The organism is Streptomyces sp. NPDC057617, from assembly GCF_042800555.1.
Lineage (GTDB): Bacteria > Actinomycetota > Actinomycetes > Streptomycetales > Streptomycetaceae > Streptomyces.
The window spans coordinates 196,831-218,733 of record NZ_JBHVGV010000006.1; the positions used below are offsets into that span (position 1 = coordinate 196,831).

General features: G+C 69.5%; 18 protein-coding genes and 2 tRNA genes. 12 read left to right on the top strand and 8 right to left on the bottom strand.

The features are described from left to right. The first annotated feature begins 15 nt into the window (after positions 1-15). On the top strand, positions 16-1,224 hold the full coding sequence (locus tag ACFU9P_RS17220; RefSeq protein ID WP_376375557.1) for an FHA domain-containing protein: 1,209 nt from the start codon (positions 16-18) through the stop codon (positions 1,222-1,224). Positions 1,225-1,276: 52 nt separating this feature from the next. Here ACFU9P_RS17220 and ACFU9P_RS17225 read toward each other — a convergent pair whose 3' ends face one another. Then, the gene (locus ACFU9P_RS17225; protein WP_384081350.1) at positions 1,277-2,356 is read right to left on the bottom strand and encodes a methyltransferase domain-containing protein; all 1,080 of its coding nucleotides are present in this window, start codon (positions 2,354-2,356) and stop codon (positions 1,277-1,279) included. Between the two features lie 198 nt (positions 2,357-2,554). Here ACFU9P_RS17225 and ACFU9P_RS17230 point away from each other — a divergent pair, with 198 nt between their 5' ends. After that, entirely contained in the window at positions 2,555-2,959 is a 405-nt protein-coding gene (locus tag ACFU9P_RS17230; protein WP_384081353.1) for a globin, read from the top strand. A 105-nt stretch (positions 2,960-3,064) separates the two neighbouring features. Here the strand turns inward: ACFU9P_RS17230 and ACFU9P_RS17235 are convergent, their stop codons facing one another. From ACFU9P_RS17235 to ACFU9P_RS17265, 7 genes are all read right to left on the bottom strand, one after another. Next, a complete protein-coding gene (locus tag ACFU9P_RS17235; RefSeq protein WP_384081356.1) occupies positions 3,065-3,817 on the bottom strand; it encodes a hypothetical protein in 753 nt (250 codons plus the stop codon). 14 nt (positions 3,818-3,831) lie between these two features. Next, on the bottom strand, positions 3,832-4,329 hold the full coding sequence (locus ACFU9P_RS17240; protein WP_384081359.1) for an acyl-CoA thioesterase: 498 nt from the start codon (positions 4,327-4,329) through the stop codon (positions 3,832-3,834). 2 nt (positions 4,330-4,331) lie between these two features. Further along, the gene (gene ettA / locus ACFU9P_RS17245) at positions 4,332-5,996 is read right to left on the bottom strand and encodes an energy-dependent translational throttle protein EttA (protein WP_384081362.1); all 1,665 of its coding nucleotides are present in this window, start codon (positions 5,994-5,996) and stop codon (positions 4,332-4,334) included. Positions 5,997-6,271: 275 nt separating this feature from the next. After that, a complete protein-coding gene (locus tag ACFU9P_RS17250) occupies positions 6,272-7,696 on the bottom strand; it encodes a Cys-Gln thioester bond-forming surface protein (protein WP_384081365.1) in 1,425 nt (474 codons plus the stop codon). 224 nt (positions 7,697-7,920) lie between these two features. Then, on the bottom strand, positions 7,921-8,499 hold the full coding sequence (locus tag ACFU9P_RS17255; protein ID WP_384081367.1) for a single-stranded DNA-binding protein: 579 nt from the start codon (positions 8,497-8,499) through the stop codon (positions 7,921-7,923). Between the two features lie 193 nt (positions 8,500-8,692). After that, positions 8,693-10,369, bottom strand: a complete 1,677-nt coding sequence (locus ACFU9P_RS17260) for a GTPase (RefSeq protein WP_384081850.1) — start codon at positions 10,367-10,369, stop codon at positions 8,693-8,695. A 307-nt stretch (positions 10,370-10,676) separates the two neighbouring features. Next, a complete protein-coding gene (locus ACFU9P_RS17265) occupies positions 10,677-12,266 on the bottom strand; it encodes a dynamin family protein (protein ID WP_384081853.1) in 1,590 nt (529 codons plus the stop codon). A 316-nt stretch (positions 12,267-12,582) separates the two neighbouring features. Between ACFU9P_RS17265 and ACFU9P_RS17270 the strand changes: the two genes are divergently transcribed. The 10 genes from ACFU9P_RS17270 to ACFU9P_RS17315 all read left to right on the top strand — a co-directional run bounded on the left by ACFU9P_RS17270 (position 12,583) and on the right by ACFU9P_RS17315 (position 21,810). Continuing rightward, positions 12,583-12,655: transfer RNA gene (locus ACFU9P_RS17270), tRNA-Arg, on the top strand. Between the two features lie 418 nt (positions 12,656-13,073). After that, a complete protein-coding gene (locus ACFU9P_RS17275) occupies positions 13,074-14,282 on the top strand; it encodes an MFS transporter (RefSeq protein WP_384081370.1) in 1,209 nt (402 codons plus the stop codon). A 177-nt stretch (positions 14,283-14,459) separates the two neighbouring features. After that, positions 14,460-16,172, top strand: a complete 1,713-nt coding sequence (locus ACFU9P_RS17280) for a SpoIIE family protein phosphatase (protein WP_384081856.1) — start codon at positions 14,460-14,462, stop codon at positions 16,170-16,172. 164 nt (positions 16,173-16,336) lie between these two features. Then, the gene (locus ACFU9P_RS17285) at positions 16,337-16,936 is read left to right on the top strand and encodes a molybdopterin-dependent oxidoreductase (protein WP_384081373.1); all 600 of its coding nucleotides are present in this window, start codon (positions 16,337-16,339) and stop codon (positions 16,934-16,936) included. Further along, entirely contained in the window at positions 16,906-17,664 is a 759-nt protein-coding gene (locus ACFU9P_RS17290) for a ferredoxin reductase (RefSeq protein ID WP_384081376.1), read from the top strand. Before ACFU9P_RS17285 ends, ACFU9P_RS17290 begins: the two co-directional genes overlap by 31 nt. 1 nt (position 17,665) lies before the next feature. Next, the gene (locus ACFU9P_RS17295) at positions 17,666-18,001 is read left to right on the top strand and encodes a DUF6510 family protein (RefSeq protein ID WP_384081379.1); all 336 of its coding nucleotides are present in this window, start codon (positions 17,666-17,668) and stop codon (positions 17,999-18,001) included. A 232-nt stretch (positions 18,002-18,233) separates the two neighbouring features. Next, on the top strand, positions 18,234-18,746 hold the full coding sequence (locus ACFU9P_RS17300) for an SRPBCC family protein (RefSeq protein ID WP_376375519.1): 513 nt from the start codon (positions 18,234-18,236) through the stop codon (positions 18,744-18,746). A gap of 140 nt (positions 18,747-18,886) precedes the next feature. Next, positions 18,887-21,106, top strand: coding sequence for an FdhF/YdeP family oxidoreductase (locus tag ACFU9P_RS17305; RefSeq protein ID WP_376375787.1), 2,220 nt, complete (start codon positions 18,887-18,889; stop codon positions 21,104-21,106). Positions 21,107-21,136: 30 nt separating this feature from the next. Next, a complete protein-coding gene (locus ACFU9P_RS17310; RefSeq protein ID WP_376375517.1) occupies positions 21,137-21,367 on the top strand; it encodes a hypothetical protein in 231 nt (76 codons plus the stop codon). A 370-nt stretch (positions 21,368-21,737) separates the two neighbouring features. Beyond that, positions 21,738-21,810, top strand: a tRNA-Arg gene (locus ACFU9P_RS17315). The last annotated feature ends 93 nt before the right edge of the window (positions 21,811-21,903 follow it).

Below are 21,903 nucleotides of genomic sequence, written 5' to 3' on the forward strand. Positions count from 1 at the left end.
GGGGGAAGCGCCGACATGCCGACCTGCCCGAACGGACACCAGTCGGGTTCCGAGGACTGGTGCGAGGTCTGCGGCCATCGCATGGCCGGACCGGGCGCCGCCTCCGGCGCCGTACCGCCGCCTCCCCCGCCGCCGCCCGCGCCCGGTTACGGTTTTCCGCGCCCCGGCCCCGAGGCCACCGCGCAGGCCGAGCTGTGCCCCCAGTGCCGCACCCCGCGCGAGCCGATGGCTCCGTACTGCGAGGAGTGCCGCTGGAACTTCCTCACCAATACGGCGACGTCGTACACCCCGCTGGCTCCGCAGCACTCGTCGGGCCCGGGCGGTTCCGGCCGGCCGGGCGGCCCGGGAGGCCCCGGCGGGCCCGGCGGTCCCGGTCCCGGCGGGCCGCTCGGTCCGGTGCCCGGGCTGAATCTGCCGCCGGGCTTCCAGGCCCAGCAGGGTCCGCCCAGGCCGCCGGACCCGTACGACTACCAGAGTTCGCGCCCCTCCCAGCTCAACCGGCCCGCGGAGCCGCTGGCGCCCGAGCCGCCGGCCCCGCCGTCGTCGCAGGGCCCGCCGCCCCCGCCGCCGTACCAGCAGGGTCCGCCACCGCCCCCGGTCTTCCAGCAGCAGTCCTCCGCGCCCCCGGCCCCGCCGCGCCCCCGGCAGACCGGCGACGACGACTGGATGCTGCCGCCGCCCTCGCACGCCCAGGGTCCCCAGGCCCAGGCGCCGCTCGGCCAGAGCCCCGTCGGCCAGAGCCCGCCCGGCCAGGACAGGTCCCAGCAGCCGGGCTCCCAGCGCCCCGATCCTGCCCGGCCGTACCAGCCGGGGCCCCCGGCCGGCTGGACCGCGGTGATCGGACCCGACCGCGACTACTTCAGGGCGATGATGCAGCGCAGCGGCCCCGAGGCCACCGGGCTGAACCTCCCCGCGTACTCCCCCGAGCAGCAGCTCACGCTCTCCGGCAACCAGATCACGATCGGCCGCCGCCGGCACTCCACCGGCGAATCCCCGGACATCGATCTGTCGGTCCCGCCGGAGGACCCGGGCGTCTCGCACCAGCACGCGGTCCTGGTCCACCAGCCGGACGGCACCTGGTCCGTGGTCGACCAGAACTCCACCAACGGCACCACGCTCAACGGCGCCGAGGACCCGATACAGCCCTATGTCCCCGTCCCGCTCAAGGACGGCGACCGGGTGCATGTGGGCGCGTGGACGACGATCACGATCCGCCGCGGCTGAGCGACTGACGATACGGCGGGGCGGATGCCGGCCGGGCCTGGGCCGGCCCGGCTCAGGCCCGGCTGATACGGCTCGGGCTCAGGGGCCAGGCGTACGGTCCCGCCGGGTCGTCCAGCCATGCCCACTGCCGGCCGTCGGCGATGGTGATCCCGAACCGCTCGCGCCCGGGGCGGCGCTCGCGCTCCCAGAGCGAGAGCGCCTCGTGCGGATCGAGACTGCCCGCGGTGAGTGCGAGCAGAAAGCGGAAGAGATCGTTCTCGACGGCGCGCCGGGGCAGTCCACCGAGCGGCCGGTGCATCAGGGCGGTGCCCGGGGTGCCCCGCAACGGTACGAAGTACGCGGCGGTGTGCAGGAAGTGCCCCTCCGCGCAGATGCCGCGCTCGTCGTCCCCGCCCGTTCCGTTTGTTCCACCGGTCGTGCCGCCGCTTGTTCCGGCGGTCGTGCCGCCGCGTCCATCGACCCGCAGCGCGATCACTCCGGTGGCGAGCGGCGCCAGGATCCGGGCCCCGGGACGGCACTGCTCCAGCCACGCCGTCGGCACCGACGGCAGGGTGCAGGTCGCGATGATCCGGTCGTACGGAGCGCGCTCGGGGCAGCCGCGCGCGCCGTCGCCGGTGACGACGGCGGGCCGGTAGCCGGCCGCCGCGAGATGCGCCCGGGCGGACTCGGTGATCTCCGGGTCCAGATCCATGGTGGTGACCAGCTTGTCGCCGAGCCGGTGGCAGAGCAGCGCCGCGTTGTAGCCGGTGCCCGCGCCGATCTCCAGGACGCGGTCCCCGTCCCGTACGTCCAGCTCCGCCAGCATGCGCGCCATGAGGGAGGGCTGACTGCTCGACGAGATCTGCTCGCCGTCGCGCACCCGGGTCGCCAGCGGCCCGTCCACATACGCCCCGTGCAGCCAGCGCCGCCGCCGTACCGGATCGCGGTCCCCGCCCCACAGCCGGTCGTAGCCGCCGGGCCGGCCCACGAAGTAGTACGGCACGAACAGATGGCGCGGCACGTCCTCGAACGCCGCCCGCCAGCCGGGGTCGTCCAGCGCTCCGGTCAGCGCGATCTCCGCGACCAGCCCGGCGCGCGCCTCCGCCGCCTCGGGGTCGTCGGGACCGTACGCGTCGTCACGGTGTGCGCCCATCCTTCCACTGTCCTGGGTGAGCGCCCAGGAAGCGAGTGGGCCTGGCAGGTGGAGGTGGTTCATTCCGGGGGCGGTTCACGCGCGCGGGTGGTTCCGGCTCGTACGGCTCCGGCCCGTACGGTTCCCGGGCGCGGTTCCGTATCACGGGCCGGTCCTAGGGCTGAGGTCCTCGGCCGGTGGGTCTGAGACGATGGACGGGTGAACGAGATTCCGCACGGCACGCTTCAGGAGCAGACCTTCTACGAGCAGGTCGGCGGCGAGGAGACCTTCCGGCGCCTGGTCCGCCGCTTCTATCAGGGAGTCGCGGAGGACCCGCTGCTGCGCCCGATGTATCCGGAGGAGGATCTCGGCCCCGCCGAGGAGCGCCTCACGCTCTTCCTCATGCAGTACTGGGGCGGTCCCCGCACCTACAGCGACAACCGCGGCCATCCCCGGCTGCGGATGCGCCATGCCCCGTTCACCGTCGACAGCGCCGCGCACGACGCCTGGCTGAAGCACATGCGGGTGGCGGTCAACGAGCTGGGGCTGTCCGAGGAGCACGAGCGGCAGCTCTGGAAGTACCTCACCTACGCCGCGGCGTCGATGGTGAACGCCGCAGGCTGACCCCGGGCACGGTTCGTCGGTCCGATACGAGCCGGGAATCCGTACAAGCCGTACGAATCACCGTACGAGCCGTACGAATCAGGTCGGCATGACCGCCTGGCCGGGTCAGGCCGGGGTGACCGTCAGCCCGCCGAGTCCCGCGCGCCGTACCGCTATCGAGCCGTACGGCGTACGGAGCCGGAGCCAGCTCCCCGACTCCAGCAGTGCCAGGGGCCGCTCGGGGGCCGCGGGCATCGCGGGTTTCGTGTGCTTCTCGGACGCCGGAGGAGCCGCCGGGGCCGGCACCGCCGCGTGGGCGGACGCCATCGCCCGTACCGGCCGCAGGAATCCCAGTGACTGCGCGGCGTGCACCGCCCGCAGCGGCAGCCTGGTCTCGCCGAGGGTACGGGACCAGATCTCCCGGCCGATCCGGTCGCGCGCGGCCCGGGTCCGGTCGCCGGGCGTCAACCCCTCGTCCCGGGAACGGAATTCGGCGACCGCCGCCGACAGCGCGCCCCGGATCGCCTCCTCGCCGGGCAGCCCCGCCACCCGCTGCCAGCCGCCGCGCGGCGGCAGCACCCCGGCCCAGGGCGGTCCGGTGACGGCGGCGGGAACCACCGCGCTGCCGGCCTGTTCGTCGATGGCTTCGAGCAGTTCACCGGCGGAGACGGTGATGTCCAGCTCGTACGGCGCGGCGAGTCGGGCCGTACGGATCGCCAGCACCTCGAAGGACGCCGGCCGGCCGAACACCGCGAGCGCGCCACCTCCGGCCTGGAGCCGGACGGCGGCGGCGCGGTCGTAGTGGATCAGCCGGGCGAGGAAGGCGGCGAGATCGGCCGCCTCCCTCGCGTCGGCGAACTCCAGTCTCCGCACAGTCATGGGCACAGGCACCGTCATGCCGCGAGGGCGTCCTTGCTGTTGTCGGTGTTGTCAGGGCTATCGGTGTTGTCAGGGCTGTCGGGCTTGTCGGTGTGGTCGTCGTCCAGATACTTCAGGAGGAACGACCGCTCCTCCTCGGTGATCCGGCGCGGCCGCCCGGCCCCCAGGTCGTACGGCACGACGACCGTCGAGGCCCGTACGTACACCTCGTGCGAGTGCTCGTCGTCCTTGATCTCGTACGCGATCGTCAGCGACGCGGCGTTTATCTTCGTCACCCAGGACTCCACGGTCACCGGTGTGTGCCGGTGGACCAGCGGGCGTTTGTAGTCGATCTCGTGGCGGGCCACGACGGACCCGCCGGAGAACGACGGGGAGCCGTCCCCGGGCGCCAGCCGGAACATGAAGTCGATCCTGGCCTCCTCCAGATAGCGGAGGAAGACCACATTGTTGACATGCCCGAAGGCGTCCATGTCCGACCAGCGCAGGGGACAGCGGTAGAGGTGCCGGGCCATCCTCAGCCCCGGGTGAGCTTCTTGTAGGTGGCGCGGTGCGGGCGGGCGGCGTCGGCGCCGAGCCGCTCGACCTTGTTCTTCTCGTACGACTCGAAGTTGCCCTCGAACCAGAACCACCTGGATTCGCCCTCGTACGCCAGGATGTGCGTGGCGACGCGGTCCAGGAACCAGCGGTCGTGGGAGACGACCACGGCCGCGCCCGGGAACTCCAGCAGCGCGTTCTCCAGGGACGACAGGGTCTCGACGTCCAGGTCGTTGGTCGGCTCGTCGAGGAGCAGCAGATTGCCGCCCTGCTTGAGGGTCAGCGCCAGGTTGAGCCGGTTGCGCTCGCCGCCGGAGAGGACCCCGGCCGGCTTCTGCTGGTCGGGGCCCTTGAATCCGAAGGCGGAGACATAGGCGCGCGAGGGCATCTCGACCTGGCCGACATTGATGTAGTCCAGCTCGTCGGAGACGACGGCCCACAGCGACTTCTTGGGGTCGATGTTGGCGCGGCCCTGGTCGACATAGCTGATCTTGACCGTGTCACCAATCTTGATCGTGCCGGAGTCGGGCTCCTCGATGCCCTGGATCATCTTGAACAGCGTGGTCTTGCCCGCGCCGTTCGGGCCGATCACGCCGACGATGCCGTTGCGCGGGAGCGAGAACGACAGGTCGTCGATGAGGACCTTCTCGCCGAACGACTTGGACAGGTGCTCCACCTCGACGACCACGCCGCCGAGCCGCGGGCCCGGCGGGATCTGGATCTCCTCGAAGTCCAGCTTTCGCATCTTGTCGGCCTCGGCGGCCATCTCCTCGTAACGGGCCAGCCTGGCCTTGGACTTGGCCTGGCGCCCCTTCGCGTTGGAGCGGACCCACTCCAGCTCTTCCTTGAGCCGCTTGGCGCGCTTGGCGTCCTTCTGGCCCTCGACCTTGAGCCGGGTCTGCTTGGTCTCCAGGTACGTGGAGTAGTTGCCCTCGTAGCCGATGGCGCGGCCGCGGTCCAGCTCCAGGATCCAGCCGGCGACATTGTCGAGGAAGTACCGGTCGTGGGTGACGGCGACGACGGTGCCGGGGTACTTGGCGAGGTGCTGCTCCAGCCACTGGACCGACTCGGCGTCCAGGTGGTTGGTGGGCTCGTCGAGGAGCAGCAGGTCGGGGGCTTCGAGCAGCAGCTTGCAGAGCGCGACCCGGCGGCGCTCACCGCCGGAGAGATTGGTGACGGGCCAGTCGCCGGGCGGGCAGCCCAGCGCGTCCATGGCCTGTTCGAGCTGGGTGTCCAGGTCCCACGCGTTGGCGTGGTCGAGGTCCTCCTGGAGCTTGCCCATCTCCTCCATCAGCGCGTCGGAGTAGTCGGTGGCCATCTGCTCGGCCACCTCGTTGAAGCGCTGGAGCTTGCCCATGATCTCGGCGGCGCCGTCCTGGACGTTCTGCAGAACGGTCTTGGACTCGTCCAGCGGCGGCTCCTGGAGGAGCATGCCGACGGTGTAGCCCGGGGACAGGAACGCGTCGCCGTTCGACGGCTGCTCCAGACCGGCCATGATCTTCAGCACGGTGGACTTACCGGCGCCGTTCGGGCCCACCACACCGATCTTCGCGCCCGGCAGGAAGCTCAGCGTCACGTCATCGAGGATGACCTTGTCGCCGTGCGCCTTACGCGTCTTGCGCATCGTGTAGATGTACTCAGCCAAGAGAAACCGTCCGGCAGTCGAGAAGGGCCAATGTGCGGCTCCGCCGCGTGAGGGCAGATACACCAATCTTGCCTGACGTCCACCCCCCGATGGAAACCAGTACTACAGCACGGACCGAGCGGTACGGCCGGTGCCGTGCGGCCCGTGCTGTACGGAGGCGGCCCCCGGTGCGCTGTCGCGTACCGGGGGCCACGGATGGCGCCGCGTTACTCAGCGCCGGGGTGCACTCACTCTCGGGGAATCAGGCACTCGTGAGTCACTCCATGGGGAGCCGGTCACTCCTCCGGGGCCGAGGCGTTCTTCTTGCGGAGGAAGAAGACGGCAGCCCCGCCCAGGACCACCAGGGCGATCGCTATGCCCGCGATGATCGGGGTCGCGCTGGACGAGCCGGTCGCGGCCAGGTCGCCCGTGCTGCCCGAGCTGACCGCGGTGACCCCGCCGGCCGAGGCCGCGCTGGGCTGCGAGGAGGGCTGCTCGGTCACCGGACCCGGGGTGCCGGTGGTCGCGCAGTCCAGGACGCCGGTGAAGTTCTGTATGAACCCGGCGGGCCCGGTGATCGTTATGTCGTACGCCTCGTCCTCGCCGACCGGCACGGTCACGGTCTCCGTGGCCCCCGGCGCGACGGTGTGCTCGTCGCCCTTCAATTCGAAGGTGAACGGCTCGTCGCCCGTGTTGGTGGCGGTGACGTCCACGCCGCCCTCGGCGCAGTTCTTCTCCGCCGTGACCGCGGGGATCGCGCCCTGCTTGGCCCAGGTGGCGGTGGCGGCCGCGGCGACCGTGGAGTCGCTGGAACCGGCCAGGATCTGCGTCTGGCTCTTGGTCACCCCGGCGAAGGCCCGGCCGACCGGCACCGAGGTGGTGGCCTGGACCCCGAGCGAGGCCGTGCCGTCGGAGGCGTCCGACGGAACGTCGAAGTACAGCTCCGTGCCATTGGCGGCGGTGGTGACCGGGGTGCCGTCCTTGTCGGTGATCCTGACCCCGGTGACCGACGCGTCCGCGGGCGGCGTCACCGTGACACTGTCCGCGTCGGTACGGACGGTGACGGGACCGAGCCGCTCACCGGCCCTGCCGGAGACCGCGCCGGGCTCCAGGGTGAGCGAGGCCTTGGGCTCCGCGCTGTCCTGGGCGCTGTTCTCCAGCCAGTCGGCGAGCTTCTCGGCCGCCGGGTCGCTCGCGTCGACATCCGCGTCGTCCGAGTAGCGCCAGATCGCGACCTGGGTGCCGGCCGCGGCGGTCTTCTCGGTGAGCGGCCCGGTGCCCGCGGCCTCGGCGAGCGCCGGAAGGTCGTCCACCTGCGGGTAGGAGTGCTCCAGGATCCAGCGGATCTTCCCGGCGTTCTTGTTGGCACCGAGCGAGGTCTGGTCCCAGGGCGTCTCCTGGTACTTCGCCTGTTCCTGGGTCGGGTTGTGGATGTCGATGCAGTACGTCTTGAGCTTGCCGCCGCCGTCGACGGTCATTTCGAACAGTCCGGCGGGAAGCTGCTGGTCCTTGCCGTCGGTGTGGAGGACGGCACCGTCGTAGGTCTTCAGCCCGTCGAGGGTCGCGGCGGCGCCGCCCGGGTGCTGGGGAGTCCCGTCGGCGGCGGCCGTACCGGCACCGGCCAGCGAGCCCAGCGCGACCAGACCCGATACGAGAACCGCGGCGGCAAGACGGGCGGCGCCTCGCCTCCGTACGGATGACGCAGATATCGCAGAAAACACAGAATTCCCCTTCGGGCGAGGTTCTGTCGCGTGAGAACGCGTGGGGGGATGCCTCGCCGGCAGACTCAAGTGCCCCGTGAGTACTCGCGAATCCTATGGACGGAGGGAACCACGGATGCCCGCCCATACGCCCAGGCAACCGTTCCGAATCGGAATCGTTATCGACACTCCGAGGCAACCATGGAATACGCCTGGGTATATCGACAAATCTCCACAACTGCCACTCAGGCAACGGGGATCGCGCGAGGAATCATGTCACCTCCCCGATCCGTCACCACGGCCCCCGCACCCGCCGCCGCGACCGCCGCCACGGGCTCCACGACCGGCTCGGGGAGCGGCTCCTGTCCCTGCCGCTCCGGTCCGTGCCGCTCCCGTGGCAGTTCCCGTACCTGCCCCTCCTCGCCCTGCGCCGTCGCCCTATGACGCTCCGTCAGAGAGGAAGCCGCCCTGGCCACGCGTCTGAACGCCGAGGTCCCGCGCGTCAGATCGTGTCCCACCGCCAGCGCGTCGATGTCCGCGGTGACCCTGCGCTGCCCCTCCCGCTCGTCCTCGCGCACCCGCAGCCGGCCATGCACCACGAGCGGCTCGCCGACCGAAACCGACGCGGCCAGATTCGCCCCCAGCGTCCGCCACGCCCACACCGTGTAGAAGCTCGTCGGCCCGTCCGCCCAGGCGTTTTTCAGCCGGTCCCAGCGGCGCGCGGTCACCGCGAATCTGAAGCGCGCCACCCCGCCCGTCGCCGACTCGCGGAATTCCACGCCCGTCGCCACATTCCCCACCACCGTCACCACGGTGTCGTTCATAACGGCTCCTTCCGTCCCTGCCGCATTGGCTCATTGACTGATTCCATGCTGCACGGGACGGAAAGAACGCGCTGAAGCCTGTGTATTACCCGCCAGTTGTGGAAAACCCCGTCACCCGGTCCCCCGGCGCGCCGTCCCGCGGCCCCGTCACCCGGCCGGCAACCCGGCCCGCCCCCACCGGCGAGGCGCCCCGTCATCGCCCCGCCCGGGACACCGCCACGTACTGCTCCCGCACCTCCCGGTACCGCATCAGCTCCGCCGCGATCGGATCGAGCACCCGCGCCCGTCCGCACCCCGCCGCCGCCTCCCGCAGTCTCCGCTCGGCGTCCTGCCCGTACCGCCGCGCAGGCCCCCGCGCCGCGGCACTGCACGCCCACTCCACCAGCGGCCCCCCGATGATCCCGGCGAGCATCACCAGCACGGGCGGGATCAACCCCGGTGGCAGTACGCCGACGATCTGCCCCACCAGCCAGAGCCCGCCGAAGATCTGAAGGAGCGTCATGACGGCCTGCGCCAGTACGGCGGCGGGCCACCAGGCGGGCCGCGGCGGCCGGCCGCCCGGGGCCGCCGCCTTCACCGCCAGCTCGTCCAGCGCCTCCGACAGCCCCCGCGCACCCCGCGCCGCCGCCTCGCGCACCGAGTTCGCCCACGGCGCGGGCAGTCCCGCGGACGCCTCCTCGGCGACCGTACGTACCGCCTGTTCGACCCGCTGCCGCGCCGTCAGCTCCTCCTCCACGACCGCCGGGGGCCGCGGAGGCTTGTAGCCGGGCATGCGCCGGCTCTCGTACCACCGCCACAGCCGCAGCCACGGCGTCCCGCACGCGCGCCCGGCGTTCCTGAGCCACTCGCGCTCCGCCGCCTCGCCCGCGGCGACGGCGCCGACCGCCCAGGCCAGCCGGTCCGCGAACTGCTCGCGCGAGCGCTCGCCGAGCCCGGGCCGCCCCTTCGCGACATACGCGGAGCGCAACCGCAGGGCCGCGGCGTCCACATCGGCGGAGAGCCGCCGCGCCGGCGCGCTCCGCTCCTGTACGAACCGTCCCAGCAGCTCGCGCAGTTCGCCCACGCCCTGCCCGCTGAGCGCGGAGAGCGCGAGGACGGTGGCGCCCGGCTCGCCGTGTTCGCCGAGGGCCATGCCGTCCTCGTCCAGCAGCCGGCGCAGATCGTCCAGCACCAGGTCGGCGGACTCGCCGGGGAGCCGGTCGATCTGGTTGAGCACGACGAAGGTGATCTCGGCATGCCCGGCGAGCGGCCGCAGATAGCGCTCGTGCAGGGCGGCGTCCGCGTACTTCTCGGGATCGACGACCCAGATCACCGCGTCCACCAGCGCGAGCACCCGGTCCACCTGCTCGCGGTGGTGGACCATGGCCGAGTCGTGGTCCGGAAGATCGACGAGGACGAGGCCCTGCAACTGATCGTCGCCGTCGCCGCCCGCCAGTGGCCGGCGCCGCAGCCGCCCCGGAATGGCCAGCCGGTCGAGCAGCCCGGCCGCGCCGTCCGACCACATACAGGCGATCGGGGCGGAGGTGGTGGGCCTGCGCAGCCCGGTCTCCGAGATCGGCACCCCGGCCAGCGCGTTGAACAGGGTCGATTTGCCGCTGCCCGTCGCGCCCGCGATGGCGACGACCGTGTGCTGCGCGGAGAGCCGCTGGCGGGCGGACGCCTCGTCCAGGACGCGCCCGGCCTCGGCGAGGAGTGAGCCGTCGAGCCGGGCCCTGGAGAGCCCCAGGAGTTCACCGAGCGCGTCGAGACGCCTCCGTAGCGGACCCTCGTACATCCCGCCGATGGGCGTGTGCGCGCCGCTCTCGCCGGGGGCCGCGCCACCTCCCTCCTGGCCGCCGGTCAGACCCTGGACGCCATGCATCCCATGCATGCCCTGCACACCGCTGAGGTCACCCACGCCGTCCAGATCGCTGTCGGCGCCCTTCTCGGCGACGCGGCGGGCGATCAGCCCGTCGTCCCAGCCTCCGGAGGCCTCGCCGGAAGCACCGGAGACACCTGGCTCGTCCACACCCTCACCAATGGAACTATTATCAACATTCACTTTATTCATATCGACCGCATTGCTTACATAATCCGCCCTAGTATTTTTATTGGCGCCATCGGCCCTATTGGCCCCATTGACTCCATCGGCTTTATCAGCCTTGTCCGTAACAGAGGTCACATCAGCCACTTCGGTCTCATCTCTCCTTCTGGAGTACGGACAGCGCGGCAATAAGTTCGGCCTGCGGCTCCGGCGTCACGTCAAGGGAATCGAGCGGCGCCAGCCGCCGGTCGCGCTCCCCGTGCAGCACACGGTCGATATACGTCGTCACCAGCGCCCCGCCCCGGTCGCGCAGCCGCAGCGCGCTCCTCGCCCCGATCCGCTCCGCGAGCCGCTCCCCCGCGGCCCGTGACCGGCGCCCCCCGAGCAGGGCCGCAGCGAGCAGGGCCGCCACCGTCTCGGCGTCGGGCGCGGAGCCCCGGTCGAGATGCCGTACCTCCTCCTCGGCCAGCTCCTCCAGGACGCGGCGCCAGCGGCGTACGGCGATCCCGACCCGCTCCGCCCCCTCCCCGTCGGGGCTCGGTACGCGCAGCGCCCCGGACGCCGGCTCGCGCTGCCATGCCTCGGTGACCCGCTCCTCGGCGGCGGCGACGGCGCACTGCAGCAGCGCGCCCAGGCTCTCGGCCAGCGAGTCGAGCAGTTCCCGGGCCGAGCTGTCCCGGGGGTAGCCGCGCCAGCGGGTACGGGCGTCCCCGGCCAGCACCGCCCCGCGCTGAAGCCGTCTGCGCACGCGCTCCCCCTCGGCCGCATACGCCTCCTCGACGGCGGCGGTGAGCCGTACGGAGGCGGCGTACTGCGCGGCCACCGCCCCGGCCAGCTCCGGCATCCGTACGTTCAGCGAATCGATCACCCCGGCCGCGGTCCGCACCAGCGCCTGCTGGCGGGCGGCCGGATCCTGCACCCGGTGCGCGAGCCAGCCCAGCAGCGGCGCGACGGCGGTGGCCGGCAGCAGCCCGCGCCCGGCGCCCGCCGACTCGGGCAGCTCGGGGATGGTGAACCGGGGTACGTCGCCGAGCCCCGCCCGCTTCAGAAGCGCCCCGTACTGCCGCGACACCTCGTTGATCACCTGGTGCGGGACCCGGTCGAGAACGGTGATCAGCGAGGCGTCGTACTCCTTGGCGGTACGGAGGAGATGCCAGGGCACGGCGTCCGCGTACCGGGAAGCGGTGGTGACCATGACCCATACATCCGCGGCGCAGATCAACTCGGCGGCGAGCAAACGGTTGTCCACCACGAGCGAGTCGATGTCGGGGGCGTCCAGCAGCGCGAGCCCCCGGGGCAGGGAGGCGGCGGTCTCCACGCGGATCATGTTCTTCCCCAGGGCGTCCGCGCCGGCTCCCCCGTCCTCCTCCTGCTGCGGCAGCCAGACCCGGGTGAGATGCGGCAGCACCCGCATTCCGGCGAACCAGTGGTGGTCCTCGGGGTGGCACACAAGAACGGGGGTACGGGTGGTGGGCCGCAACACCCCCGCTTCGCTGACCCGCCGCCCCACAAGGGAGTTGACGAGTGTGGACTTTCCCGCACCGGTGGATCCGCCGACGACCGCGAGGAGAGGGGCTTCGGGGTCCCGGAGCCTCGGCAGCAGATAGTCGTCGAGCTGTGCGAGCAGCTCGGCCCTGGTCTGCCGGGCACGCGGCGCGCCCGGGAGGGGCAGCGGTAGACGCACGGCAGCGACACAGTCGCGCAGTGCGGAAAGTGCGTCGATCAGCTCGGGCCGTACATCCAAGGTCACCACATGCGAAGAATGCCCAATTTTGGAGCCTTTTTGAAGCGTATAGGCATCTCTGCGCGCCGATCAAGCACAGGGGACAGACGGGACGAGTGGGGCGCAGGCATAACGAGTGCACAACACCCGGGGCGCGGGAGGCCAAAAGCGATGCGCAAATCGCACCTGCCTGCGATTATCGGTTCGCTTCACCGAACCTCCACATCGTGCCACGCACGTGAAGCAACCGGGTCAAGGCGATCGGAGCCCTATCCTTGTCCCGGCTAGGTCACGGAACCACCCACCCAGGGCTCCAGGCCACCGAGGCCACCACCCGGCCCCCGTAGCTCAGTGGATAGAGCAGGTGCCTTCTAAGCACTTGGCCGCAGGTTCGAGTCCTGCCGGGGGCGCTTCTACGCGCGATGCACGGCCCTCCCCCACGGAGGGCTTTCTCCACAGCCCTTGCCGCAGCCCTTGTGGCCTTCACGGCGCGCCCCCAAGGGGGCGGGACCGGGGCCGACGGCAGCCAGCGTATCCGTGCTCGGACGAACCGGAAACCAGGCTCTGCTCACGTCGCAACCACCAGTCCTGCGAGGGCCGTTACGGCGGCGGAACCGCTGGCGTGTGGTAGGGGGCAGGCATCGTGAACGTTCTTTTACCGACACCGGCCTGGTCGCGTCCAACGCCAACCGCTCACGTCAGCGGGGCAGATGGGCGCCGAGCCGACGACGCTCGTCGGGGTGCAGGCGCCGACCAGCCACCAACTCATGGTTCCGTCTCCCCGCAAATGATTGCCCTTGCGCCGATCCCCGCAGCGAGACTCCCCGCATGCGTACGTATCAAGAACTCTTCCGCACACCGGAGTTCACACCACTCTTCCTCGCGTCATCCGCTCAGACCGCGGCCCAGACGATAAGCGGCCTGGCGCTCGGCACAATGGTGTTCAGCCAGACCGGCTCGCCACTACTGTCCTCACTCGCCATGTTCGGCCCGGCCCTGGCCCAGGTCATCGGGGCGACCACCCTGCTGTCGGGCGCGGACCGGCTGCCGCCGCGCGCCGCGATGACCGGCCTGACGCTGTTCTTCGGCCTCGGCACCGCCGTCCAGGCCGTCCCCGGCCTGCCGGTGTGGGCTCTGTTCCTGGTGCTCCTGTGCCTCGGGGTCCTGGGATCCCTGAGCGGAGGAGTGCGCTACGGACTGCTCAACGAGATTCTCGCGCGTGAGGGTTATCTGCTCGGACGCTCCCTCTTCAACATGTCCGTGGGCATCATCCAGATCTGCGGCTTCGCGATCGGCGGAATCCTGGTGTCCACGCTCTCGCCGCGCGCCACCCTCCTGTTGGGCGCCGTCGTATATCTGCTCGCCGCCATGGTGTCCCGCTTCGGCCTCACGCGGAGGCCGCCCCGGGCGGTCGGCCGTCCGTCGATCGCCGACACCTGGCGCGACAACGCCCGCTTGTGGTCGGCGCCGCCCCGTCGCTATGTCTACCTCGCCCTGTGGGTGCCCAACGGCCTGATCGTCGGCGTCGAGTCGCTCTACATCCCCTACAACCCTCAGTACGCGGGTCTGCTCTTCGCCGTCGGCGCCCTCGGCATGCTGGCCGGCGACACCATCGCGGGCCGCTTCCTGCCGCCGGGCCTGCGCGAGCGACTGGTCGTACCCCTCTGTCTGCTGCTCGCGGCCCCTTACCTGATCTTCGCGATCAACCCCGCGATATCCGTCGCCGTGGTGGCCGTCCTGCTGGCCACGCTCGGCTACTCGGCAAGCCTGCTGCTCCAGGACCGCCTCATGGCCCTGACCCCCGACGAACTGAGCGGCCACGCCCTGGGCCTGCACACCTCCGGCATGCTCGCCCTCCAGGGCCTGGGCGCCGCGCTCGCGGGCGCACTCGCCGAGGCCACCTCCCCCGCCACGGGCATGGCCGCGATCGCGGCACTCTCGCTGGCGGTCACCCTTGCCCTGATCCCGGGTCTGCGCCCCCACCGCACCGGCCCCGGAAAGGGCCCTGTGCCGACAGCCGCCGAGGACGGGGCGTGACAGGGGGCGCGAACGAACGCGACACACTCCCGCGCATCGCCGCCCTCTTCTCCGAATAGTGCCCAAGGACATACCTTCCCGCGCTGGATATCGTGGGCCGTACCCTTGGCCGTTCTAACGCCGATCTAACGGGCGTCGGACGATATCCGCCGGCGTCCCAGGCCGGAAGTGGGCATGATGACCATACGTGCGCTCCTAGACCGGGCTCCCGGTCTCATGAGCGTGTGGGATCACCGTTTGCGGTGTGTATGGCTCAGCTCCCTGTTCACAAAGGACCGACTCGCGACACAGGGCATGCTGGGATTGTCTCTGCGTGACGCCATGCGCGGTTTCGAGACAGGAAGCGTCGAGCGGATGGTCCGCCAAGTCCTGCGGGACGGGAAACCGATCATCGATCACGAATTCCATCTGGCCTCCGGCTACGGCGAGGATCGCGCTATTTCGTTGTCGGTCTGGAAAGTCGATTCCGTTGATGCCGTTGCTCCTGTTGATGCCGTCGACAGCACAGCCGGAGGCGGTATCGGTGTCTGTATGACGCTGACAGACGTTACGAGGAGTCGCGCCCGGCGCCGTCTCGCTCTGCTCGGCGAGGCGAGCAGGCGTATCGGCACCACCCTGGACGTCATGACGACCGCGCAGGAACTGGCGGATATGGCCGTCCCCCTCCTCGCCGACTATGTAACGGTCGATCTCGCCGACGCCGTCCCCATCGGCGAGACCCCGCCGCTCAATCGCCTGGAGCCGGTACGGGCACGTATCCCGGTTTTCCGTCGCGCCGGCGTCGCCTCGATCCACCCCGGCCTGCCGGAGTCCACGTTCGCCCTCGGCGAGGCGGTCTACGTGCCCCGGCCCTCGCCCTTTCTGCACGCGCTGGAGTCGGGCCGTTCCCACTTCGAACCGGTGCTGGACACGTCGCGCGGCACCTGGCTGGACAAAGATCCCATACGCGCCAAGGTCATCAACAGAACCAGGATGCATTCGGTGATGATGGTGCCGCTGAAGACAAGCGACGAGGTTCTGGGGATAGCCGTATTCGTACGCAATGACAATCCCGTACCGTTCTCCCACGACGACCTGCTTTTCGCCGAGGAGCTGGTTCTCCGGGCTTCATTGCATGTCTACAAAGCCCACCTCTACACTCGCGAGCGGTCCGCGATGCTCGCCCTTCAGCGCAATCTCCTTCCTCATCACCTTTACGGTGGCCCGATGGTGGAGGTGGCGTCGCACTACCTTCCTTCGGACATGCACGAAGGAGTCGGCGGCGACTGGTACGACGTCATTCGGCTGACCGGTGACCGAGTCGCCCTGGTCATAGGGGATGTGGTCGGCCACGGCATCGGCGCAGCGGCGACCATGGGCCAGATGCGGACCGCCGTACTTACTCTCGCCACCCTGGACCTGCCCCCGGACGAACTCCTCACCCGCCTCGACGCGCTGGCCGTTCGCCTGTCCAATGAAAATGAGAACGAGAGCGCCGACAGCTTCAATGGCACCGTCGTAGCAAGCTGCCTCTATGCCGTCTATGACCCGTCCCGGAAAATCTGGTCCATGGCGCGGGCCGGTCACCCGGCACCCATGGCCCGCACCCCCTCCGGCGAGGTGACCCTCCTCGATGTTCCCGGCGGAACCGGCATCGGCTACGGCCTTTCGCCCTATGAATCCATCGATGTCGAGCTGCCCGAAGGCAGCATTGTCGCCCTGTATACGGACGGACTCATCGAGACCCGGAATGCCGATATCGACATGGGACTGGGCCGACTCAGAAAAGCGCTGATGGCACCGGTATCCGATCTCGACGAGCTGTGCCACCGCACCGTCGACACCATGATGGGCCCGAAGGCGCCCTCGGACGACGTCGCACTGCTGCTCGCACGCACCGGACCGCGGTGACTGCTCAGCCGGCGACCGCTCAGCCGGCGACTGCTCAGCCGGCCGATCGCCCCAGGGGAGCGCCCAGCGAACCCGAGTGGAACAAAGTGGGGTGAAAGGCGCACCCTGGAGTTCCGTACCGCCGACCGCCCGATCGCCGGAGCCTCCAGGGAGGAGGGCGGAGCATGGCTGTCATCTCACGTGGTTTTCATGGGCGCCGTCCCGAGTCGGGGCGGAAACTGCCTCCCGGGCAGTACGAAACCTTCGATTTCCCCGTCCTGTCCGCCGGGCCCACGCCACACGTGAGCCGTGAGGACTGGGAATTCACGATCACGACCGAGACCGGCGTCCGGCACGCCTGGGACTGGGGCCGGCTCATGGACCTGGCCGCGGAGACCGCGACGGTGGATCTGCACTGCGTCACGAAGTGGTCGAAATTCGACACCACCTGGAAGGGCGTGTCGCTGGATCTGCTGCTCGCCGATGTGGAAACGGCCGCCGATTTCGCGCTTGTCTTTTCGTACGGCGGTTATACGACCAACCTCCCGCTGGAGGACCTTCTCGACGGCAGGGCGTGGATCGCGTACGAGTACGACGGTGCTCCGCTTGCCCCGGAGCACGGTGGTCCCGCCAGGCTGCTGGTTCCGCATCTGTATCTCTGGAAGTCCGCGAAGTGGGTGCACGGAATCCAGTTGATGCCCGAGGACGACCCGGGCTTCTGGGAGAGCGCCGGATACCACGACTACGGAGACCCATGGCGCGAACAGCGGTACCAAGGCGACTAGGCAACCGGCTGCGCTGGAGTACGGCCGAGCTGGTGGAGCGGCGGCTCGAATCGGCGACGGCGCAGACGCTGGCCTTCACCGTTCCCGACTGGCCCGGCCATCTGCCGGGGCAGCATCTCGACCTGCGGCTGACCGCCGAGGACGGTTACAGCACGCAGCGGAGCTATTCACTGGCCTCCGCGCCGGACGGCGACCGGATCGAGCTGACGGTCCAGCGAGTGGCGGACGGGGAGGTCTCGCCGTATCTGACGGACGACCTGGCCGTCGGCGATCCGGTCGAGGTACGCGGACCCGTCGGCGGCTGGTTCGTATGGCGGCCGGAAGAACAGCCGGAGCCGGTGCTGCTGGTCGCCGGGGGATCCGGTCTCGTGCCGCTGATGTCGATGATCCGGGTGCGCCGGGCGGCGGGCAGCCGCGTGCCGTTCCGGCTGGTGTACTCCGTACGCGGCAGCGAAGACCGTATCTACGTACCGGAACTGAGCCGCGGCGAACCGGGGCTCGACACCACCATCCTCTATACACGCACCGCGCCGTCCGGCTGGCCCCGGGCGGCGGGCCGGCTGACCGGCGAGGACCTTGTGCGCTGGGGATGGCCGACGGACTTCGAGCCGACCTGTTACGTCTGCGGCCCCACGGGCTTCGTCGAGGCCGCGGCCACCTATCTGGTCGCCAACAACCATGCTCCGGAGCGCATTCGTACCGAACGCTTCGGTCCCACCGGAGGCTGACATGGACCCAATGCACCCCACCCCCACGCACGGCCCGCCGACGCAAGGCCCGGCCCGCGATGAAGAGCCCATGGCGTACGCGTACGAGGACGGAAACGTCCTCGCGGGGCCGCTCTCCGAGATCTTCGCGGTCGATCTGACCGGCGCCATCAGCCGCTGTGTCCACTGCGGCAGTACGGGCCCGGTGGCGCGGCTGCGTGTGTACGGGCGGGCGCCGGGGCTGGTGGCCCGCTGTCCCGACTGCGATCAGGTGATCATACGGCTGGTCCGCGGAACCGAGAGCGCCTGGCTGGATCTGCGAGGAGCCACCACGCTCAGAATCCCCCTCGGCCCCTGACAGCGGCCGTACGGCCCGACTTGCGCGACCGGGCTTGTCCGTTCCTGGCTTCCCCGTCCCGGGCTTGCGCGGCCTGGCTTCCGTGGCCCCGGGCCTACGTTCACCCGTCCGGCACGCACGGTTCCGTACGACATGCACGCCGATTCGTATCGGTATCTAATGAAAATTACTTATCCCCATGACACGCACATTCCTGACCGCCCTGTGACGCGCAGCGGAGGGATCAGCCGGTATGACCATCATCGAGAAGTCGATAGACATCGACGTTCCCGTCCGTACCGCCTATAACCAGTGGACGCAGTTCGAAAGCTTCCCCCGCTTCCTGGAAGGGGTGGAGAGCATTCAGCAGCCCCAGCGCTCGCTGACCCACTGGATCACCCGAGTCGGCGCGGTCACCCGCGAGTTCGACGCGGAGATCGTGGAACAGCATCCCGATGAGCGGCTGTCCTGGCTGATGCTGACCGAACCCCGGCACAAAGGAACGGTCACCTTCGAATCCCTCGACTCCGGACGTACGCGGGTGAATCTGCGCCTGGACCTCACGCCGTGCGGAGTGGTCCACAAAACCGGAAGCGCCCTGAATCTCGCACAGCGCCGAGTCGACAGGGGAATGGAGTCCTTCAAGGAATTCATCGAGGTACACGGGCGGGAGACCGGGAGTTGGCGGGGCGAGATCCGGTGCGGACGAGTAAGGCCGGACCCCGCGCTGGGCGGCCCGCTGGTTCCGACCTGGCCCACGGGCTGAGCGGCGGATGGCGGAATTCCCTATGCGAAAGGCTGAGGCTTGTGCAGAGAAAACCACCGATCGCCGACCCGAGCGGTGACAACCCACGCATTACTCCCCCCAAGACCTGGGCGACCGGTGTGCCCGCGGTGGTGCACGCGATGGAGTACTCACTGGAGCAGACCTCGCTCCGGCGCACGGCTCTGACGCTGCTGAACATGAACCAGACCCGGGGATTCGACTGTCCGGGCTGTGCGTGGCCGGATCCCGTACCCGGCCATCGGACCAAGAACGAGTACTGCGAGAACGGCGCCAAACACGTCAACGACGAAGCAACATCCCGGCGGATCCGGGCGCCGTTCTTCGAGCGGTATTCGGTCAGTGAACTGGCCGGGAAGTCGGACCGATGGCTCAACCAGCAGGGGCGGCTCACCGAACCCATGGTGAAGCGCGCCGGTTCCGACCATTACGAGCCCATCAACTGGAACGAGGCACTGGGCCTGCTCGCCGGAGAACTACGGCAGTTGGAGTCCCCCAACGAAGCCGTCTTCTACACCTCGGGACGGGCCAGCAATGAAGCGGCCTTCGTATTCCAGCTCTTCGCACGCGCCTTCGGCACCAACAATCTGCCCGACTGCTCCAACATGTGTCACGAGTCGAGCGGTGCCGCACTGCACGAGACTCTGGGCGTCGGCAAGGGTGATGTGAGTCTACGGGACATCCATCACGCCGATCTCATCTTTCTGGTGGGCCAGAATCCGGGCAGCAATCATCCACGTATGCTCACCGCTCTGGAACAGACCAAGCTCAATGGCGGCCATATCGTCGCCGTGAATCCCTTGCCCGAGGCCGGTCTCATCCGGTTCAAGCACCCGCAGGAGGTACGCGGTGTGATCGGCCGGGGCACCCAGATCGCCGACCGGTTTCTGCATATCCGTGTCGGCGGTGACCTCGCCCTCTTCCAGGCGCTGAACCTTCTGCTGCTGGAAGCCGAGGACGCCCGTCCCGGCACCGTGCTCGACCATGATTTCATCCAGAACCACACCAGTGGTTTCAGTGAGTTCGAGAAACATGTCCGCAGCCTGTCCTGGCACGATGTCCGCGCGGCCACCGGACTCGGACGCCCGGAGATCGAGAAGGTATGCGACCTGGTGCTGCGCAGTGAACGGATCATCGTCTGCTGGGCGATGGGCCTGACACAGCACAGACACGCGGTGCCCACGATCCGGGAGATCGTCAATTTCCTGCTGCTGCGCGGGAATATCGGGAAACCCCGTGCGGGCGCGTGCCCGGTGCGCGGCCACAGCAATGTCCAGGGCGACCGCACCATGGGCATCTGGGAGAAGATGCCGCAGACATTCATGGACGCGCTGGGGCGCGAATTCTCGTTCACTCCGCCGACCGAGCACGGTTGGGACACCGTCAATGCCATCCGGGCCATGCGTGACGGTCGCGCGCGGGTATTCCTGGGCCTCGCGGGCAACTTCGTACGGGCGACACCCGACAGCCGTACGACGGAGCAGGCCATGCGCCGGTGCCATCTCACGGCCCATATCTCGACCAAACTGAACCGCTCGCACACGGTCTGCGGCGACATCGCGCTCATTCTGCCGACCATCGGCCGCAGCGAAAAGGACAGGCAGGCAAGCGGCGAACAGTTCATCACCGTCGAGGACTCGATGAGCCAGGTGCACGCCTCGCACGGACGGCTGGAACCGGCCTCGAAGAAGCTGCTCAGCGAGGTGGCCATCCTCACCAAGCTCGCCCGTCTCACCCTTCGCGACAAGCCGGACGCGCCCGATGTTCCCTGGGCCGAATTCGAGGCGGATTACAACAACATCCGGCAGCGGATCGCCCGCGTGGTCCCGGGATTCGAGAATTTCAACGAGCGAGTGACCAGTCCCGGAGGTTTCGGACTGCCCAATCCCGTGAACGAGGGCGTATTCCCGACCCCGAGCGGCAAGGCGATGTTCACCGCGAACGAGTTCCAGATGCTGGAGGCTCCAGAAGGCCATCTGATCCTCCAGACCATGCGTTCCCATGACCAGTGGAACACCATCCCGTACACCCTGGACGACCGCTATCGCGGAATCCACGGATCCAGGCGGGTCGTGCTGGTGAACCCGGCCGATCTCAAGGAACTCGGTCTCACCGACGGCGATCACGTGGATCTCATCGGTGTGTGGCGCGACGGTATCGAGCGGCGTGCGGACAATTTCCGCCTCGTCTCGTACCCGACCGCGCGTGGCTGCGCCGCCGCGTACTATCCCGAGACCAATGTCCTGGTGCCACTGGACAGTGTCGCGGAGATCAGCAACACACCGACCTCGAAGGGAATCGTCATCCGCTTCGAACCCTCCATGCAGCGGGCGGCGAAGTGAGCGTACAAGCCACGGTCCTGGGCGCTGGGTTTGCTCTTCGCTGGACTGACCGGGGTCTATCTCAGCGAGTTCTTCGCCAGTTTCGGCATCGGTTCGCGCGTACGGGCCGTGGGAACCGCCAATGAGAGGCTGCCCGCGCCGCACAATCCCGGCGAGCGGGCGCTCGGCGCGTTCCATATCCTCACCGGGCTGTGGCTGATGTATCTCACTTTCGCCACGACCCTGAACATCTCGCTCAACTGCTCGCTGCCCGCGGGCTGATGAACGCTCCCCGGTTCGTCGGGCCGGCTGCCGGCGCGGTTCGGTGCGCCCTTCGGCGGAAGGAGGAACGGATCTCGTCGAGCAGTCGGGCGCGGCCGTACCGTCCGGCCATCCGCTGGCCCGCCGTGACCGGATCACCCCGGCGGATCTGTCGCCTTCCGCCCGCCGGCGGGCGCGCCACTGGTGGATCTGGCGGCCGTCTGGCCCGAGGACCGTCACACGCCCGCGTCTGCCGCCGTGCTGGACGTCCTCGCCCTGAGCGGGCTCCGGACAGTGACATCCTCCGGAAGGCCCGCTGTAAAGATATTGTAGGGAGGTACCCACCGGCGCCGGGTCCGCGTCGGAGGGCTGCGTTTGTGCAGGTCAGCGAGCCCCCGTAGCTCAGTGGACAGAGCAGGTGCCTTCTAAGCACTTGGCCGCAGGTTCGATCCCTGCCGGGGGCACTTCTACGCGCGAAGCGCGTGGTACCGGGGGCGGGGCGCGGTGTTCGTGCCGCGTCCCGCCCCCCCCCCCCCGCCGGGGACAGGTGTCGGAGG

Bases quoted from the DNA above. Each gene is read 5' to 3' on its own strand.
- ACFU9P_RS17220 (WP_376375557.1), top strand. From the start codon at position 16: ATGCCGACCTGCCCGAACGGACACCAGTCGGGTTCCGAGGACTGGTGC.
- ACFU9P_RS17225 (WP_384081350.1), bottom strand. From the start codon at position 2,356: ATGGGCGCACACCGTGACGACGCGTACGGTCCCGACGACCCCGAGGCG.
- ACFU9P_RS17235 (WP_384081356.1), bottom strand. From the start codon at position 3,817: ATGACTGTGCGGAGACTGGAGTTCGCCGACGCGAGGGAGGCGGCCGAT.
- ACFU9P_RS17240 (WP_384081359.1), bottom strand. From the start codon at position 4,329: ATGGCCCGGCACCTCTACCGCTGTCCCCTGCGCTGGTCGGACATGGAC.
- ACFU9P_RS17255 (WP_384081367.1), bottom strand. From the start codon at position 8,499: ATGAACGACACCGTGGTGACGGTGGTGGGGAATGTGGCGACGGGCGTG.
- ACFU9P_RS17260 (WP_384081850.1), bottom strand. From the start codon at position 10,369: ATGCATGGGATGCATGGCGTCCAGGGTCTGACCGGCGGCCAGGAGGGA.
- ACFU9P_RS17275 (WP_384081370.1), top strand. From the start codon at position 13,074: ATGCGTACGTATCAAGAACTCTTCCGCACACCGGAGTTCACACCACTC.
- ACFU9P_RS17280 (WP_384081856.1), top strand. From the start codon at position 14,460: ATGACCATACGTGCGCTCCTAGACCGGGCTCCCGGTCTCATGAGCGTG.
- ACFU9P_RS17285 (WP_384081373.1), top strand. From the start codon at position 16,337: ATGGCTGTCATCTCACGTGGTTTTCATGGGCGCCGTCCCGAGTCGGGG.
- ACFU9P_RS17290 (WP_384081376.1), top strand. From the start codon at position 16,906: ATGGCGCGAACAGCGGTACCAAGGCGACTAGGCAACCGGCTGCGCTGG.
- ACFU9P_RS17295 (WP_384081379.1), top strand. From the start codon at position 17,666: ATGGACCCAATGCACCCCACCCCCACGCACGGCCCGCCGACGCAAGGC.
- ACFU9P_RS17300 (WP_376375519.1), top strand. From the start codon at position 18,234: ATGACCATCATCGAGAAGTCGATAGACATCGACGTTCCCGTCCGTACC.
- ACFU9P_RS17305 (WP_376375787.1), top strand. From the start codon at position 18,887: ATGGAGTACTCACTGGAGCAGACCTCGCTCCGGCGCACGGCTCTGACG.